This is a genomic window from Bradyrhizobium sp. CW1, assembly GCF_023100665.1.
GTDB lineage: Bacteria > Pseudomonadota > Alphaproteobacteria > Rhizobiales > Xanthobacteraceae > Bradyrhizobium > Bradyrhizobium canariense_D.
Genome location: NZ_CP064684.1, coordinates 7,841,182 through 7,857,304, shown reverse-complemented (window position 1 = coordinate 7,857,304; position 16,123 = coordinate 7,841,182). Strand labels below are relative to the sequence as shown.

At 65.2% G+C, this 16,123-nt stretch carries 13 protein-coding genes; 11 read left to right on the top strand and 2 right to left on the bottom strand.

The features are described from left to right. Positions 1-79 precede the first annotated feature (79 nt). The 8 genes from IVB54_RS37595 to IVB54_RS37560 all read left to right on the top strand — a co-directional run bounded on the left by IVB54_RS37595 (position 80) and on the right by IVB54_RS37560 (position 8,403). Complete coding sequence (locus IVB54_RS37595) at positions 80-1,702, top strand: ABC transporter substrate-binding protein (protein ID WP_018456012.1); 1,623 nt, start codon at positions 80-82, stop codon at positions 1,700-1,702. A 213-nt stretch (positions 1,703-1,915) separates the two neighbouring features. Continuing rightward, positions 1,916-2,929 (top strand): ABC transporter permease, encoded by a 1,014-nt coding sequence (locus IVB54_RS37590; RefSeq protein WP_018456013.1) that lies wholly within the window; start codon positions 1,916-1,918, stop codon positions 2,927-2,929. Between the two features lie 2 nt (positions 2,930-2,931). After that, positions 2,932-3,831, top strand: coding sequence for an ABC transporter permease (locus tag IVB54_RS37585; RefSeq protein ID WP_018456014.1), 900 nt, complete (start codon positions 2,932-2,934; stop codon positions 3,829-3,831). A 103-nt stretch (positions 3,832-3,934) separates the two neighbouring features. Then, entirely contained in the window at positions 3,935-5,698 is a 1,764-nt protein-coding gene (locus IVB54_RS37580; protein WP_247295952.1) for an ABC transporter ATP-binding protein, read from the top strand. Further along, positions 5,698-5,877 carry a DUF4089 domain-containing protein gene (locus tag IVB54_RS37575; RefSeq protein ID WP_018456016.1) on the top strand — a complete coding sequence of 60 codons (180 nt, stop codon included), beginning with the start codon at positions 5,698-5,700 and terminating at the stop codon, positions 5,875-5,877. Before IVB54_RS37580 ends, IVB54_RS37575 begins: the two co-directional genes overlap by 1 nt. Before the next feature lie 7 nt (positions 5,878-5,884). Further along, positions 5,885-7,282, top strand: a complete 1,398-nt coding sequence (locus IVB54_RS37570; RefSeq protein WP_018456017.1) for an AtzE family amidohydrolase — start codon at positions 5,885-5,887, stop codon at positions 7,280-7,282. 1 nt (position 7,283) lies between these two features. Continuing rightward, on the top strand, positions 7,284-7,676 hold the full coding sequence (hpxZ, locus tag IVB54_RS37565) for an oxalurate catabolism protein HpxZ (protein ID WP_018456018.1): 393 nt from the start codon (positions 7,284-7,286) through the stop codon (positions 7,674-7,676). A 4-nt stretch (positions 7,677-7,680) separates the two neighbouring features. After that, positions 7,681-8,403 carry a GntR family transcriptional regulator gene (locus tag IVB54_RS37560; protein ID WP_018456019.1) on the top strand — a complete coding sequence of 241 codons (723 nt, stop codon included), beginning with the start codon at positions 7,681-7,683 and terminating at the stop codon, positions 8,401-8,403. Between the two features lie 110 nt (positions 8,404-8,513). Here IVB54_RS37560 and atzF read toward each other — a convergent pair whose 3' ends face one another. Beyond that, positions 8,514-10,331 (bottom strand): allophanate hydrolase, encoded by a 1,818-nt coding sequence (gene atzF, locus IVB54_RS37555; RefSeq protein WP_026233071.1) that lies wholly within the window; start codon positions 10,329-10,331, stop codon positions 8,514-8,516. Positions 10,332-10,699: 368 nt separating this feature from the next. Between atzF and IVB54_RS37550 the strand changes: the two genes are divergently transcribed. Further along, positions 10,700-12,550, top strand: a complete 1,851-nt coding sequence (locus IVB54_RS37550; RefSeq protein ID WP_085357700.1) for a feruloyl-CoA synthase — start codon at positions 10,700-10,702, stop codon at positions 12,548-12,550. Between the two features lie 359 nt (positions 12,551-12,909). Here IVB54_RS37550 and IVB54_RS37545 read toward each other — a convergent pair whose 3' ends face one another. Beyond that, positions 12,910-13,416 (bottom strand): MarR family transcriptional regulator, encoded by a 507-nt coding sequence (locus IVB54_RS37545; protein ID WP_018456022.1) that lies wholly within the window; start codon positions 13,414-13,416, stop codon positions 12,910-12,912. An 83-nt stretch (positions 13,417-13,499) separates the two neighbouring features. On the opposite strand from IVB54_RS37545, the gene IVB54_RS37540 reads away from it, so the two are divergent. Further along, complete coding sequence (locus IVB54_RS37540; RefSeq protein WP_018456023.1) at positions 13,500-14,720, top strand: cytochrome P450; 1,221 nt, start codon at positions 13,500-13,502, stop codon at positions 14,718-14,720. A gap of 44 nt (positions 14,721-14,764) precedes the next feature. Beyond that, the gene (locus tag IVB54_RS37535; protein ID WP_018456024.1) at positions 14,765-15,976 is read left to right on the top strand and encodes an ABC transporter substrate-binding protein; all 1,212 of its coding nucleotides are present in this window, start codon (positions 14,765-14,767) and stop codon (positions 15,974-15,976) included. Positions 15,977-16,123 lie beyond the last annotated feature (147 nt).

The window sequence follows — 16,123 nt, the reverse complement described above, 5'->3', positions numbered from 1 at the left end:
GTTTAATCCTTGCTTAAGCCTTGGCACGAACCTTGCGAATCCAGTTCCAACCAGAAAACTTTTGTGTTGGAGCCATTCCATGAAGCGCCGCGATTTCCTCAAGTCCGTTTCCGGATTGGCCGCAGGCGCGGCGCTTCCGGCCATGCCGTCCGTGATCTCGTCGGCCAAGGCCGATGCGCGCTCGGAGACGCTGCTGATCGTCTCGGAAGGCGGCCCCAACAATCTCGATATCCACGGCGTCGGCACCAACGTGCCCGGCTATGAGGTGTCCTGGAATTGCTACGACCGCCTGCTCAGCCACGAGATGAAGACCGGCCCCGGCGGCGTGCCCTATTACGACCGCGACAAGTTCAAGGGCGAACTCGCCGAGGACTTCAAGATCGACGACAGGTCGGTCACCTTCAAGCTGAAGAAGAACGCCAAATTCCACGACGGCGCGCCTGTGACCGCCAAGGACGTGAAGTGGTCGCTCGACCGAGCCGTCAGCGTCGGCGGATTCCCCACCTTCCAGATGAGCGCGGGCTCGCTCACGAAACCCGAGCAGTTCGTCGTGATCGACGACTACACGGTACGTGTCGACTTCCTGAAGAAGGACAAGCTGACGATCCCCGATCTCGCGGTGATCGTGCCCTGCATCATCAATTCCGAGCTGGTGAAGAAGAACGCCAGCGAGAAGGATCCCTGGGGACTCGAATTCACCAAGCAGCAGACCGCGGGCTCCGGCGCCTACAAGGTGACGAAGTGGACCGCCGGCACCGAAGTGGTGATGGAGCGCAACGACGATTGGGTCGGCGGCCCGCTGCCGAAGATCAAGCGCGTGATCTGGCGCATGGTGCCGCAGGCCGGCAATCGCCGCGCGCTGCTGGAGCGCGGCGACGCCGACATCTCCTATGAGCTGCCGTTCAAGGATTTCCAGGAGATGAAGGCGAGCGGCAAGCTCAACGTGGTGTCGCTGCCGTTCTCCAACGGCATCCAGTATATCGGCATGAACGTGACCAAGCCGCCGTTCGACAATCCCAAGGTACGTCAGGCGGTCGCCTGCGCGATTCCCTATCAGAAGATCATGGACGCGGTGATGTTCGGGCTGGCTAACCCGATGTTCGGCGCGCCCAAGGACAAGCCAACCGAAGTCGCCTGGCCGCAGCCGCACAAATACAACACCGACATGGACAAGGCGAAGGCGCTGCTGGCCGAGGCCGGCTACCCGAACGGCTTCGAGACCACGATCTCGTTCGACCTCAACTTCGCCGGCGTCAACGAGCCGCTCTGCGTGCTGGTGCAGGAGAGCCTGGCCCAGATCGGCATCAAGACCACCATCAACAAGGTGCCCGGCGCCAACTGGCGCACCGAATTGAACAAGAAGGAAATGCCGCTCTTCACCAACGTATTCTCGGGCTGGCTCGATTACCCCGAATACTTCTTCTACTGGTGCTATCACGGCAATAATTCCGTCTTCAACACCATGAGCTACAAGTCGGCGGAGATGGACAAGCTGATCGACGGCGCACGCGCGGCCGCCGCGACCGGCGACACCGCGACCTACGACACCGACGTGAAGGGCTTCGTCGACCTCGCCTACAGCGACATCCCGCGCATCCCGCTGTACCAGCCGTTCGTCAACGTCGCGATGCAGAAGAACATCAGCGGCTACCAATACTGGTTCCACCGGAGGCTGGATTATCGCGCGATGGCGAAGGGGTAAGGGGATGGCGGGCGCTGTCCTTCGCAGTGAGGTGAGCACGCTTTTCAGGCTCCCTCCCCCCTTGTGGGGGAGGGCTAGGGAGAGGGGTAGCCACAAACTCCGATCTCTCCCGGAGCCACCCCCCTCCCTAGCCCTCCCCCACAAGGGGGGAGGGAACGCAGCGGAGCGAGTGGCCGCGTGTCGGGTTCATTCAACGCGCAAGAGGAAGTCGCCATGCTGACCATGATCGGCAAGCGCCTGATGTTCGCGATTCCTTCGCTGATCGGGGTCGTCATCGTCACCTTCCTGCTGACCCGCGCATTGCCCGGTGATCCCGCGGCGTATTTCGCCGGCCCCGCCGCAACGAAAGAAGCCGTCGAGCAGATCCGGAAAAAACTCGGCCTCGACAAGCCGCTGATCGAGCAGTTCTTTCGCTACACCAACGATCTCGCCCATGGCGATTTCGGCAACTCGCTCACGACCGGCCAGCCGGTCGCAGCCGAGATCCGCAACCGCCTGCCGGCCTCCGCCGAGCTGACGCTGCTCGGCCTCATCGTCTCGGTCGTGATCGCGATTCCGCTCGGCGTGCTGGCGGCGACGCGGCCGGGCTCATGGGTCGACCATCTCTGCCGTGTGACGACGACGGCCGGCGTCTCGCTGCCGGTGTTCTTCACAGGTCTGGTGCTGGTCTATGTGTTCTATTTCCGGCTCGGCTGGTCGCCCGCGCCGCTCGGCCGGCTCGATGTGTTCTACAGCGCGCCGCCGACAGTGACCGGCTTCTATCTGATCGACACCCTGATCGCGCGCGACTTCGAGGCGTTCCGTTCGGCATGCAGCCAGCTCATCCTGCCGGCGACGACGCTTGCGATCTTCTCGCTGGCGCCGATCGCGCGCATGACGCGCGCCTCGATGCTGGCGGTGCTGTCCTCCGAATTCGTGCGCACCGCGCGTGCCAGCGGCCTGTCGCCGGCGACCGTCATCGTCACCTACGCCTTCCGCAACGCGATGCTCCCCGTCATCACCACGCTGAGCATGGTGTTCTCGTTCCTGCTCGGCGCCAACGTGCTGGTGGAGAAAGTGTTCGCCTGGCCAGGCATCGGCTCTTACGCCGTCGAAGCGCTGATCTCGTCGGACTTCGCGCCGGTGCAGGGGTTCGTGCTGACCATGGCGGTGATGTACGTGCTGCTCAATCTCGTGATCGACATTCTCTATGGCGTGATCGACCCGCGCGTGCGGTTGGAGGGCTAATCATGAGCACCGTTGCGCCTGCTGTTGAACCCGTCGGCCCCGCGCGCACGTCGGGTCTCGTCGCGCTCCTCGACCAGACCCGCTACGTGCTCGGCGAGAACAAGGTCACCGGCTTTGCATTCGCGCTGCTGATCGTGATCCTCCTTGCCGCGATCTTCGGCCCCTATGTGGTGCCGTATGACCCGCTGGCGTCCGACACCGTGGCGTCGCTGAAGCCACCGTCGGCCGCGCACTGGTTCGGCACCGATCAATTGGGCCGTGACATCTTCAGCCGGGTCGTGGTGGCGACGCGGCTCGATACGTTCATCGCGGTCGCCTCCGTCGCCCTGGTGTTCCTGATGGGCGGGCTCGCCGGCATCGCGGCCGGCTATTTCGGCGGCTGGACCGATCGCATCGTCGGCCGCGTCGCCGACACCATCATGGCGTTCCCGCTGTTCGTGCTGGCCATGGGCATCGTCGCCGCGCTGGGGAACACCGTGCAGAACATCATCCTGGCCACCGCCATCGTGAACTTCCCGCTCTACGCCCGCGTTGCGCGCGCCGAAGCCAATGTCCGCCGTAACGCCGGCTTCGTGCAGGCCGCGCGTCTGTCCGGTAACGGCGAATTCCGCATTCTGCTCGTGCATATCCTGCCGAACATCATGCCGATCATGATCGTGCAGATGTCGCTGACCATGGGCTACGCCATCCTCAATGCCGCCGGTCTCTCCTTCATCGGCCTCGGCGTCCGTCCGCCGACGGCCGAATGGGGCATCATGGTCGCCGAAGGCGCCGGCTTCATGGTGTCAGGCGAATGGTGGATCGCGCTATTCCCGGGCCTCGCTTTGATGATCGCCGTGTTCTGCTTCAACCTCCTCGGCGACGGCCTGCGCGACATCGTCGACCCCCAGCGGAGGACGTGATGGCTGGGTTAGGCGTACTTTTTCGCTCGAAATTCCCCAATGAAATCAACCTCATTCTACTGTGCATGGGGTTGTTTTCGCCATTTTTAGTTGGGAGGTGCCCATGACCGCCCCGCCGCTGCTCGACGTCCAGGACCTTACCGTCGAATTCACCACCCGCCGCGGCATCGTCAAGGCGGTGCAGCACGTCAACATTTCCGTCGCCAAGGGCGAGACGCTTGCGATCGTCGGCGAGTCCGGCTCCGGCAAATCGGTGACGTCGTATGCGGTGATGCGCATTCTCGACCGTGCGGGGCGGATCGCCGAAGGCTCGGTGATGTTCTCGGGCATCGACGTCAAGGCCGCGACCGAAGACCAGATGCGCGATCTGCGCGGTCGCGAAGTCTCGATGATCTTCCAGAATCCGCGCGCCGCGCTCAACCCGATCCGGAAGGTCGGCGACCAGATCGAGGACGTGCTGCGCACCCATGTCCAGCAGGCCATGGTTTCGGACCGCGGCGAGAAGGCGATCGAGGCGCTGGAGCAGGTCAAGATCGCCCGCCCGCGCGAGCGCTATCACGCCTATCCGTTCGAATTGTCAGGCGGCATGTGCCAGCGTGTCGTCATCGCGCTCGCGCTCGCCTGCAATCCGCAGCTACTGATCGCGGACGAGCCGACGACCGGATTGGACGTCACCACGCAGAAGGCGGTGATGGATCTGATCGTGGAATTGACCAAGCGCAAGGCAATGTCCACCATCCTGATCACGCACGATCTCGGCCTCGCCGCTGCTTATTGCGACCGCGTCGTCGTGATGGAAAAGGGCAGGGTGGTCGAGACCGCCAAGGCCGCCGACATCTTCGCCAACCCGCAGCACCCCTACACCAAGAAGCTGATGCGCGCGACGCCGCGGCTCGGCGTGAGCCTGCGGGATCTGTTGCCGGAGGAGGAAGGCTCAGCCGTCGTGGCCGGGCCTGACCGGGCCATCCATCAGGCTTCGCAGGACGAGGCCAGGAAGAGCGGGCAGCCCCTTCTCCTCATCGACAAGCTGGTCAAGGAATATCCCCGCCAGGGCGCCACCGCCACGCTCGGCAAATTGTTCGGCCGCAAGCCGCCGGTCGAGCCGGACGTGTTCCGCGCCGTCGACGGCATCAGCTTCTCGATCGGTCACGGCGAGAGCGTCGGCCTGGTCGGCGAGTCCGGCTGCGGCAAATCGACCACGTCGATGATGGTGATGCGGCTGCTGGATCAGACCTCGGGGCTGATCCAGTTCGACGGCGAGGACATCGGCGGCATCGCGCCCGCCGGCTTTGCCCGGCTGCCGCAGCGCAGCCGCATCCAGATGGTGTTCCAGGATCCGACCGACAGCCTCAACCCGCGCTTCACCGCCGTGCGTGCCATCGCCGATCCCATCATGCAGCTCGGCGACGTCAGGGGGCGCGACGCGCTCCGCGCCCGCTGCGAGGAGCTCGCCACCATGGTGGGCCTGCCGCACAATCTGCTGGATCGCTTCCCGCACCAATTGTCGGGCGGCCAGAAAGCCCGCGTCGGCATCGCCCGCGCCATCGCCCTGCACCCGAAACTCGTGATCCTGGACGAGCCGACCGCCGCGCTCGACGTTTCGGTCCAGGCCGTGGTCCTCAATCTGCTCCAGGACCTCAAGGCCCGACTAGGTATGAGTTATCTGTTCGTCTCGCATGATTTGAACGTAGTGCGCTTGTTGTGCGATCGTGTCATTGTCATGCGGTCGGGTCGAATCGTCGAGGAAGGATCTTCCGAGCGGGTCTTGAGCGATCCGCAGGACGACTACACCAAGGAGCTGCTGACGGCGATCCCGCATCCGCCGCTGCAGACAGAGCGCACACTGAGAGCTTGTTTGGGAGCGTGATGGCCGAACCGTTGGACGATTATATCGACGCTGTCACCAAAGCGTTGGCGTTGCCCGTCGAGGAAGCATGGAGGGCGTCCATCCGCGCCAATCTCGAGGTCTCGCTGCGGCTCGGCCGCCTCGTCGACGAATTCGCGCTGCCGGACGAGACCGAGCCGGCGCCCGTGTTCACGGTCTGACGCCGCCATGACGACCAAGCCAGAGATGACGGCCTCCGAGATCGCGAGCGCGGTTGCGGGCCGCAAGATGTCCGCGCTCGATGCGACCGAAGCCGCGCTTGCGCGCATCAAGCAGCACGACACCATCCTCAATGCGTTTACCGACATCACCGCCGATCGCGCCCGCGCCAAAGCGCGCGCAATCGATGCCGATATCGCCGCCGGCAAGTCCGTCGGCCCATTGGCCGGCGTGCCGTTCGCGGTGAAGAACTTGTTCGACGTCGCAGGCCTCGCCACGCGCGCAGGCTCGAAGATCAACCGCGATCGCGCACCCGCCACGCGCGATGCCACGCTGATCGAGCGCATGGAAGCGGCCGGCGCCGTGCTGGTCGGTGCGCTCAACATGGGTGAATACGCCTATGACTTCACCGGCGAGAACGTCCATGACGGTCCCTCGCGCAATCCGCACGATACGACGCGGATGAGCGGCGGCTCCTCCGGCGGCTCGGGCAGCGCCGTTGGTGGCGCGCTGGTGCCGATCGCGCTCGGTTCCGACACCAACGGTTCGATCCGCGTGCCGTCCTCGTTCTGCGGCATCTTCGGCCTGAAGCCGACCTATGGCCGGCTCTCGCGTGCGCGCTCTTTCCCGTTCGTCGCGAGCCTCGATCATCTCGGCCCGTTCGCGCGCTCCGCCACCGATCTCGCGCTGGCCTATGACGCCATGCAGGGACCGGATGCCGACGATGCCGCCTGCACCACCACACGTGGTCTGGAGCCGACGACACCGCTGCTTGCCAATCCGGTGTCCGACCTGCGCATCGCGATCGCCGGCGGGTACTTCCAGACCAATTTGTTTCCGGAAGCTGTCGAAGCCGTCAGCCGCGTCGCCAAGGCGCTGGGCGCAACGCGCGTGGTGGACGTGCCCGAAGCTGCGCGCGCCCGCGCGGCGGCCTATGTCATCACCACCACCGAGGGCGCCTCGCTGCATCTCGATCGGCTGCGCAAGCGGCCGAACGATTTCGATCCCGCCGTGCGCGACCGGCTGATTGCGGGCGCCATGGTGCCGGCGCCCCTGGTCGACCGCGCGCAAAAATTCCGCCGCTGGTATCGCGCGCAACTCGCCGAGATTTTCAAATCCGTCGACGTGCTGATCGCACCGGCGACGCCATGCACCGCGCCGAAGCTCGGCCAGGTCAATTTCAATCTTGGCGGCGTCGAGATGCCGGTGCGCGCCAATATCGGCATCCACACCCAGCCGATCTCGTTCATCGGCCTGCCTGTGGTCGCCGTGCCGGTGCCGCTCGATCCGCTGCCGATCGGCGTGCAGATCATCGCCGCGCCATGGCGCGAGGACATCGCGCTGCGCGTCGCGTTCGCGTTGGAGAAGATGGGTGTTGCCGCCGCGCCCAGCCCAAGAGGATTTTGAGATGGAGATCGATCTCCCCGAGGTGATCGCAGACGTCAAAGCTGCGTTCGAGCGCTATGAGCAGGCCCTGATCACCAACGACGTCGCCGTGCTCGGCGAGCTCTTCCGCAACGATCCCCGCACGCTGCGCTATGGCATCGGCGAGAACCTCTACGGCTATGAAGCAATCTCCGGCTTTCGCGCCGGCCGCTCGGCGGTCGGCCTCAATCGCCGCACCGCGAAAACCGTGATCACCAGCTATGGCCGCGACACCGCGGTTGCCTCCACCCTGTTCTATCGCGACACGATGCCGGGCAAGGTCGGCCGGCAGATGCAGACCTGGGTAAAATTCCCGGAGGGCTGGCGCGTCGTCGCCGCCCATGTCAGCATCATCGACGAGTCGAAAGAGACCTGACCGTATGACGCTTGACGATCTTCCGCCCGGAGCGCTGCCGGCCGAACCGGCGGTGCCGCGTGTCGACCGGGGGGCGCCGTCAGCGCACAAGGTCACGCGCGCCGAGGAGCTGCGCCTGCAGCTCGCCGACGAGATCGTGCGCGGAGCTCTGCCACCCGGTGCGCCGCTTGACGAGACCGACATCGCGCGCCGCTTCAGCGTTTCGCGCACGCCGGTGCGGGAAGCCCTGCGTCAGCTCGTGGCAAGCGGCCTCGTCGAAGCGCGCGCTCATCGCGGCGCGGTGGTGGCGCAGCCCTCGTTCGAACGGCTGACGGGCATGTTCGAGGCCATGGCGGAGCTTGAGGCGCTGTGTGCGGGTCTTGCCGCCGAGCGCATGTCCGCCACTGAGCGTCACGGCCTGGAAGCCATCCACGAAGAACTGCGGGTGTTGAGCTACGCCGGCAATCCCGAGCGCTTCCACGAGGTCAACGAGCGCTTCCACAACGCGATCTATGCGGGATCGCAGAACGGCTACATCGCCGAGATCACGCTGGCGACGCGCGTGCGCGTACAGCCGTTTCGCCGCGCCCAGTTCCGCAATCTCGGCCGTCTCGCCAAGTCGCAAGCCGAGCACGACCGCGTTGTCGTCGCCATCATGCGCGGCGACAAGCAGGGCGCCGCCGCCGCGATGCGCGCGCATATCGAGCTGGTGCGCGGGGAGTACGAGATCTACGCGGTGTCGGTTTAGGGGCGCGCGCACGGTTGCGTAGGGTGGGCAAAGGCGCAAAGCGCCGTGCCCACCATCTCCCCAAGCTGACGGTGATGGTGGGCACGTTTCGCTTTGCCCACCTACGAGACCTACGCTGTCGTAGCTTCCGCCATATACTTCCGCCAGCCGCCATACGCGGTGATGTCGCGAGCCTCGCCCAGCACCTCGGGCTCGACGAGAAATCCCTTCACGCTGCGGCCATCGGCCAGCCGCACCGTGCCGATCGCCATCGGCGCGGGAATCGCGTTGACGAACTTGCCGAAGGCGGACGACGACAGCGACCAGATTTCCAGCTCGATCGACGCGCCCTTGCCGGCCTCGACGCGCAGCATGCCCGGCTTTGGCGGCGTGGTCTTCAATGCGTAGAGCTTGTAGTCCGCCGCGGTCCTGGTTGCCTCGATCAGCTGGCCGTTCAGCGCTTTCAGTTCGCCGTTCAGCGCCATGCCGGACAGATGCGCGCCGACCACGGCGATGGGAATCTCGTCGACGCCGCTTGCGGCAAGCGGCGCCAGCGCGGCTTGCACGACGCCCTTTGCGCCAAGCGTCAGTTTGGTATCGGCGTGGAACACGCGGCCGATGCTGGCGAGCAGCGCATCGTGCCCGGTGGGTGCAAGAATTGTGATGCCGAACGGGATGCCGTCGGCGCGCATCGCCGCCGGCAGCGCGAGACCACAGAGATCGAGCAGATTGACAAAATTGGTATAGGTGCCGAGCCGGCTGTTGAGCTCGACCGGATTGGCCCGCACCTGCGCGGTCGTATAGGCCGTCGGCGCCGTCGGCAGCACCAGCGCGTCGATATTGGTGAAGGTGCGTTCGGCGATCTTGCGCAGGCCCTGCAGACGATAGAGCGCGGAGAAGGTGTCCGTCGCCGTCAACCGCGCACCGGCCGCGGTGATCTCGCGCGTCACGGGATGGATCGCCTCCGGTGCCGAGGCGAGCAGGTCGCGGATCACGAGATAGCGCTCGGCCACCCACGGTCCCTCGTAGAGCAGTCGGGCCGTCTCATAGAACGGCTCGAGGTCGAATTCGACGAGCGTTGCCCCAAGCGCGGTCCAGCGCTTCAGCGCCTCGGCGTAAGCCGCTTCCGCCTTCTTGTCGCCGAAGAAGATCAGCTGTCCGCTGCGCGGCACGCCCAGGCGCAGGTTTGCCGGGAGCGGGGTGATCGCGCCAAGCGGCCGGTCGCGCGAGAACGGATCTGCCTGATCGGGACCTGCCATCACGGAGAGCGCCAGCGCGGCGTCGTCGACCGTCAAAGCGAATACCGAGATGCAGTCGAGCGTCCGGCAGGCCGGCACCAGGCCAGCGGTCGAAATCATGCCGAGGCTCGGCTTGAGACCGACGATGTTGTTGAGCATCGCCGGCACGCGGCCTGAGCCGGCGGTGTCGGTGCCGAGCGACAGTGGCACCAGCCCGGCGCCGACGGCGGTGGCCGATCCCGAGCTCGAGCCGCCGGGAATGAGGTCCTCGCGGATCGCGTTTCTGGGGATGCCGTGGGGCGAGCGCACGCCGACAAGGCCGGTCGCGAACTGGTCGAGATTGGTCTTGCCGATGATGATCGCGCCGGCGGCGCGCAGCCGCTGCACCGCGGTCGAATCATGTGTCGGGGTATACGAGAAGGCCGGGCACGCCGCGGTGGTCGGAAATCCCAGCGCGTCGATATTGTCCTTCACCACGACCGGCACGCCATAGAGCGGCAGGCTGGCGGCGTCCTTGGTGGCGAGCTTCTCGGCCTCCGTGATCGCGTCCTTTTCGTCGCGCAGGCTGATGAAGACGGCGGGGTCGTTGTGGTCGCGGATGCGCTGATAGGTGCGCGCGACCGTCTGCGCCGGTGTGAGCGTGCCCGCGCGATGCGCGGCCACGATCGCGGCGACCGTTTCAGGCTGCTCAGCCCCCATTTCAGCCTTCATGGCGACAAATCTCCGGCTACGTCTCTTCACCCCGATCGAAGCAAGCGATGTGCCATTGTGTACAGAATCCGGGCAGGACAAGTGCTGCGGATATTACCGAGAGATCAGTGGCTTGTGGGATATTTCGAGCTCCGGCGGACCTTCGTGTCAGCGCCCTGTTACGAGCATTTGCGCAAATAATAGGCAGCTAGATCAGGTGCAGCCAGCAATCCATGCCGCGGATGCGCGGCGACCAGCCCTTTGAACGGCGGCGGGCCGTCCCACCTGGCCCCAGCTTGCGCCCCAACAATTGTCGTGGCCAACATGCTGGCCAACGCGGTCCGCGACGAGGCTGCGACCGGTCCCGGCTTCCGGGCGAGGAGGAAACCATGACAGCCGCCCCACGCGGTGATGCTTCGAGCCTGTTTGCGACACCCAGAACCGTTGCCGAGCATCGCGCCGACGGCAGCATCGTGCTGCGCTCGCCCGAGCCTCTGCGCGATGGCGCGCGCTGCGTCGGCGACTGGCTGGAGCAATGGGCGCGGCAGAGGCCCGACGCGATTTTCCTCGCCGAGCGCAGCAGTGCCGAAGCGCCATGGAGCACCGTTACCTATGCGCAGGCGCTGCGCCAGGTGCGCGCGGCGGCGTCCTGGATTCTGGCGCACGGTCTCGGCGCGGAGCGCCCGCTCGCGATCCTCTCCGACAACAGCATCGATCATGCGCTGCTGGCACTGGCGGCGCAGCATGTCGGCGTGCCCTCGGCGGCGATCTCGCCGGCCTATTCCCTGATGTCAAAGGACTTCGACAAGCTCAAGAGCATGATCGCGTTGCTTGAGCCCGCCGCGATCTATGTCTCCGCGACGAGGCCGTTTGCGGCGGCGCTGGCCGCGATCAAGCCGCTGCATAGCGCGCAGATTATCAGCGGCAATGCCGACGATGCCGATGCGCTGGCCTTTCGCACTATCGCGGCAACGCCCGAGAGCCCCGACGTCGCAAAGGCCTTCGCCGCGGTGACGCCCGATACGATCGCAAAACTCCTGTTCACTTCGGGCTCGACCGGCACGCCGAAAGCCGTGATCAACACCCAGCGCATGCTGACGTCCAGCCAGCAGGCCAAGGCGCAGACCTGGACTTTTCTCGAACGGGCGCGCGACGATCTGGTCATTCTCGACTGGCTGCCCTGGAGCCACACGTTTGGCGCGAACCACAATTTCAATCTCGTGCTGCGCAATGGCGGCTCGCTCTATATCGACGGCGGCAAGCCGGCGCCCGGTCTGTTTGCGATGTCGCTCGCCAACCTCAGAAGCGTGATGCCGACGGTCTATTTCAACGTGCCGCGCGGCTTCGACATGTTGATCGCGGCGCTGCGCGGCGACGAGGAGCTGTGTCGCCGCTTCTTCAGCGAGGTGAAATTCGCGTTCTACGCCGGTGCGGCGCTGCCGCAGAATCTCTGGGATGCGCTGGAAGAACTCTCCGTCAAGACTGTTGGCCGCGCGATGCCGATGGTCTCGGCCTGGGGCTCGACCGAGACGTCGCCGCTGGCCACCGACTGCCATTTCCTCGCGGAGCGCTCGGGCAATATCGGCGTGCCCATTCCCGGCACCGAACTGAAGCTCGTTACCTCCGGCGACAAGCTGGAGGTGCGCGTGCGCGGCCCCAACGTCACGCCGGGCTATTGGAAGGCGCCGGAGCTGACCAGGCAGGCTTTTGACGACGAGGGCTTTTATCTCATCGGTGATGCCGTGAAGTTCGCCGACGCGAACCGGCCCGAACGCGGCCTATTCTTTGACGGCCGCGTCGCGGAGGATTTCAAGCTCAATTCCGGCACCTGGGTCAGTGTCGGCACACTGCGCCTCGCCGGCATCGCCGCGCTGGCGCCGCTCGCGCAGGACATCGTCGTCACCGGCCACGGCGGCGACGAGGTGCGCTTCCTGGTGTTTCCGAACATCGCTGCGTGCCGCGCGCATGCCGGCCTGCCCGAGACCGCAGGCGTGAACGACGTGCTCGCGCATGAGAAGATCAGAGCCGCGATCGCGCGGGGGCTGGCGAAACTGAAGCAACACGGCGCCAACTCCTCCGGCCACGCCACGCGCGCGTTGCTGCTCGCCGAGCCGCCGTCGGTCGACGGCGGCGAGATCACCGACAAGGGCTACATCAACCAGCGCGCGGTGCTGACGCGCCGTGCCGATGCGGTGGCGCGGTTGGATGACGATGCGCCGGGCGAGTGGATCGGTCTGTAGCGCTTGGGCCTGTGCCCCGGACGCAGCGCAGCACGCAGTGATGCGCTGCAGAGCCGGGGCCATTCTTCGTGATTGGCATCTCTGGATCCCGGCTCTGCGCAGCAGCGTTTCACGCTGCAGCGCGTCCGGGACAAGAGAGCTCGGCAAACCCAACTACGCCAGCCGCCCTGCCGCATTATGCTGCACGATTCTTTTGTTGCCCAAGCAACTAATTTATGCGAACCGTTCCAGACACGGATGACGGCGGGAGGAACCGCCGCGTCGGATCGGAGGAAGCTATGCTCGGCAGAGAGGGTGCCGCCGGCGAATGTTGGCGCATGCCTGGAAATGACAGGGCTCAGCGCCCGCTGTGTGGCCCGTCAGGTCTCGGTGCTGCCGGTCACCGCGCCGAGATTTTCATGCAGGCGGCGCAACAGGTCGATCAGCACCTCGCGCTCGTCCTTGTCCAGGCAGGACAACAGGCGCCGTTCGCGCTCGAATGCAGCGACGATCACCTTGTCATGGATGGCGCGGCCCTTCGCCGTCAGCGAGATCGAATGGGTGCGCCCGTCATTGGGATCGGTACGGATCGAGATCAACCCCCGCTTTTCCAGGCCGGCCAGCGTCCGACTCACCGGGCCCTTGTCGAAACCGATGACGTGGCAGATGCGCGAGGCGGGAATGCCGGGCTCGATCGCGAGCAGCGACATGATCCGCCATTCCGTGACGTTGACGCCGAACTCTCGCTGATAGAACGCGGTGGCGCTGTTCGAGAGCTTGTTGGCGATGAAGGTGATGAACGCGGGGACGTAGCGGTCAAGATCGAGCGTCGGTCCCGTCTCGGCGGGCGCAGGTTTCTGGCGGGCTCTGGTCGAAGGCGGCGGCATGTCGGGATTCTGTCTCGCGGCGTGTCTGGAGACCTAAAGGTAAGCGCGGCCCTTTCACAAGATCAAAATGAGGGAGGACTTCCATGAGCACTTCCAGCTCCCAGGAAATTAGCGGTTCGTCGGCCGTCCCGCATCTCGACGTCGATCCGTTCGCGATGGATTTTTTCGCCGATCCCTATCCCACGCATGAGCTGCTGCGGGAGGCGGGACCTGTCGTCTATCTCGACAAGTGGAACGTCTATGGCGTGGCGCGCTATGCCGAAGTTCATGCCGTGCTGAACGATCCCGCAACGTTCTGCTCCAGTCGTGGCGTCGGCCTCGCCGATTTCGCGAAGGAGACGCCGTGGCGGCCGCCCAGCCTGATCCTCGAGGCCGATCCTCCCGAGCACACCCGCACCCGCGCCGTGCTCTCAAAGGTGCTGTCGCCGACGGTGATGAAGGGGCTGCGCGACCGCTTTGCCGCGGCAGCGGAAGAGCGTGTGGACGCGCTGCTGGAGAAGCGCAACTTCGATGCCATCACGGACCTTGCCGAGGCCTATCCGCTGTCGATCTTCCCAGATGCGCTCGGGCTTAAGCCTGAGGGACGCGAGAATCTCATTCCCTATGCGAGCCTGGTGTTCAACGCCTTCGGCCCGCCGAACCAGTTGCGCAACGAGGCGATCGCGCGCTCGGCGCCTCACCAGGCCTACGTCACCGAGCAGTGCCAGCGGGACAGCCTCACGCCCGGCGGCATCGGCGCCTGCATCCACGCCCATGTCGGCGAGGGTGCCATCACCGCGACCGAAGCGCCGCTGTTGGTGCGTTCGCTTCTGTCAGCGGGCCTCGACACCACCGTCAACGGCATCGGTGCAGCGGTCTACTGTCTCGCGCGCTTCCCTGAGCAGTGGCAGCGCCTGCGCAACGATTTTACGCTGGCGCGCAACGCTTTCGAGGAGGCCGTTCGTTTTGAAAGCCCGGTGCAGACCTTCTTCCGCACGACCACGCGCGAAGTCGAACTGTCAGGCGCGACCATCGGTGAGGGCGAGAAGGTGTTGATGTTCCTGGCGGCTGCCAATCGCGATCCGGGGCGCTGGGACAAGCCCGACAGCTACGACATAACCCGCCGCACGTCCGGCCATGTTGGCTATGGCTCAGGTATTCACATGTGCGTCGGCCAGCTGGTCGCGCGGCTCGAAGGCGAGACAATGCTCGCGGCGCTGGCCCGCCGGATCGCAAAGATCGAGATCATGGGCGAGCCGCAGCGCCGCTTCAACAACACGCTGCGCGGGCTCGACAGCCTGCCTGTGCGCATCACGCCAGCCTGACGCTGTCGTCATCGCAAACAACAAATACGACAGGGGAGGGAACAATGAAGAACTTGAAGTGGACGCTTGCGCTGGCCGCGAGCCTGATTGGCGGCGCGGCAAATGCCGAGATCTCGGACAATGTCGTGCGCGTCGGCGTGCTCAACGACATCTCCGGCATTTTCCAGGACACCAACGGCATGGGCTCGGTCGAGGCCGCGCGCATGGCCGCTGAGGATTTCAACGGCGGCGGCAAGGGCATCAAGGTCGAGATCGTCTATGCCGATCACCAGAACAAGGCCGACGTCGGCAATGCAATCGCGCGCAAATGGCTCGATGTCGAGGGCGTCGACGCCATCGTCGACGTGCCGAACTCGGCCGTTGGCCTCTCCATCAACACGCTGCTGCGCGATAGCCGCATGACGTTCCTCGCGTCGTCCACCGCGAGCTCCGATCTCACCGGCAAGGCCTGCTCGCCCAACACCATCCAATGGGTCAACGACGCCTGGGCGACCGGCAACACCACGGCGGCCGCGATGATGTCGCGCGGCGGCAAGGACTGGTATTTCCTCACGGTTGACTACGCACTCGGCAAGGGCATCGAGGCGGAAGCCCAGAAATACATCGAGGCGCATGGCGGCAAGATGTTGGGCTCCTCCAAGCATCCGCTCGGCACGTCCGACTTCGCGTCCTTCCTGTTGCAGGCGCAGGGCTCGAAGGCCCAAGTGATCGGGCTCGCCAATGCCGGCGGCGACACCATCAACGCGGTGAAGCAGGCGGCCGAGTTCGGGATACAGCAGGGCGGACAAAAACTCGTCGCCTTCCTGCTCTTCATCAACGACGTCCACGGCATGGGCATCAAGGTCGCGCAAGGGCTCCAGCTCATGGAGGCCTTCTACTGGGACATGAACGACGACACCCGCGCCTTCGCCAAGCGCTTCGCGGCGCGGCCCGGCATGAACGGCAAGATGCCGAGCGGCAACCAGGCCGGGGTCTATGCCTCCACGCTCGCTTATCTCAACGCGGTCGCCGTCACGGGCAGCGACAATGCCAAGGATGCCGTGCCCGAGATGAAAAAGTTCAAGGGCAAGGACAAGCTGTTCGGCGACACCACGATCCGCCAGGACGGCCGCGTCGTGCATCCGATGTATCTGTTCGAGGTGAAGAAGCCGGAGGAGTCGAAATATCCGTATGACTATTACAAGCTGGTTTCGACGATCTCTGCGGAGCAGGCGTTTCGACCGCTCGCGGAAGGTGGGTGCGAGCTGGTGAAGTAGGGGCGGCGATCGCGCCTCACTTAACCTCTCCCCGCTCGCGGGGAGAGGTCGGATCGCTCTTGCGATCCGGGTGAGGGGGTACAGGTCTCACCAATATCTCGTTCGCGGAGAGGCCCCTCACCCCAACCCTCTCGCCGTAAGAACGAG

Bases quoted from the DNA above. Each gene is read 5' to 3' on its own strand.
- IVB54_RS37595 (WP_018456012.1), top strand. From the start codon at position 80: ATGAAGCGCCGCGATTTCCTCAAGTCCGTTTCCGGATTGGCCGCAGGC.
- IVB54_RS37590 (WP_018456013.1), top strand. From the start codon at position 1,916: ATGCTGACCATGATCGGCAAGCGCCTGATGTTCGCGATTCCTTCGCTG.
- IVB54_RS37585 (WP_018456014.1), top strand. From the start codon at position 2,932: ATGAGCACCGTTGCGCCTGCTGTTGAACCCGTCGGCCCCGCGCGCACG.
- IVB54_RS37580 (WP_247295952.1), top strand. From the start codon at position 3,935: ATGACCGCCCCGCCGCTGCTCGACGTCCAGGACCTTACCGTCGAATTC.
- IVB54_RS37575 (WP_018456016.1), top strand. From the start codon at position 5,698: ATGGCCGAACCGTTGGACGATTATATCGACGCTGTCACCAAAGCGTTG.
- IVB54_RS37570 (WP_018456017.1), top strand. From the start codon at position 5,885: ATGACGACCAAGCCAGAGATGACGGCCTCCGAGATCGCGAGCGCGGTT.
- hpxZ (WP_018456018.1), top strand. From the start codon at position 7,284: ATGGAGATCGATCTCCCCGAGGTGATCGCAGACGTCAAAGCTGCGTTC.
- IVB54_RS37560 (WP_018456019.1), top strand. From the start codon at position 7,681: ATGACGCTTGACGATCTTCCGCCCGGAGCGCTGCCGGCCGAACCGGCG.
- atzF (WP_026233071.1), bottom strand. From the start codon at position 10,331: ATGAAGGCTGAAATGGGGGCTGAGCAGCCTGAAACGGTCGCCGCGATC.
- IVB54_RS37550 (WP_085357700.1), top strand. From the start codon at position 10,700: ATGACAGCCGCCCCACGCGGTGATGCTTCGAGCCTGTTTGCGACACCC.
- IVB54_RS37545 (WP_018456022.1), bottom strand. From the start codon at position 13,416: ATGCCGCCGCCTTCGACCAGAGCCCGCCAGAAACCTGCGCCCGCCGAG.
- IVB54_RS37540 (WP_018456023.1), top strand. From the start codon at position 13,500: ATGAGCACTTCCAGCTCCCAGGAAATTAGCGGTTCGTCGGCCGTCCCG.
- IVB54_RS37535 (WP_018456024.1), top strand. From the start codon at position 14,765: ATGAAGAACTTGAAGTGGACGCTTGCGCTGGCCGCGAGCCTGATTGGC.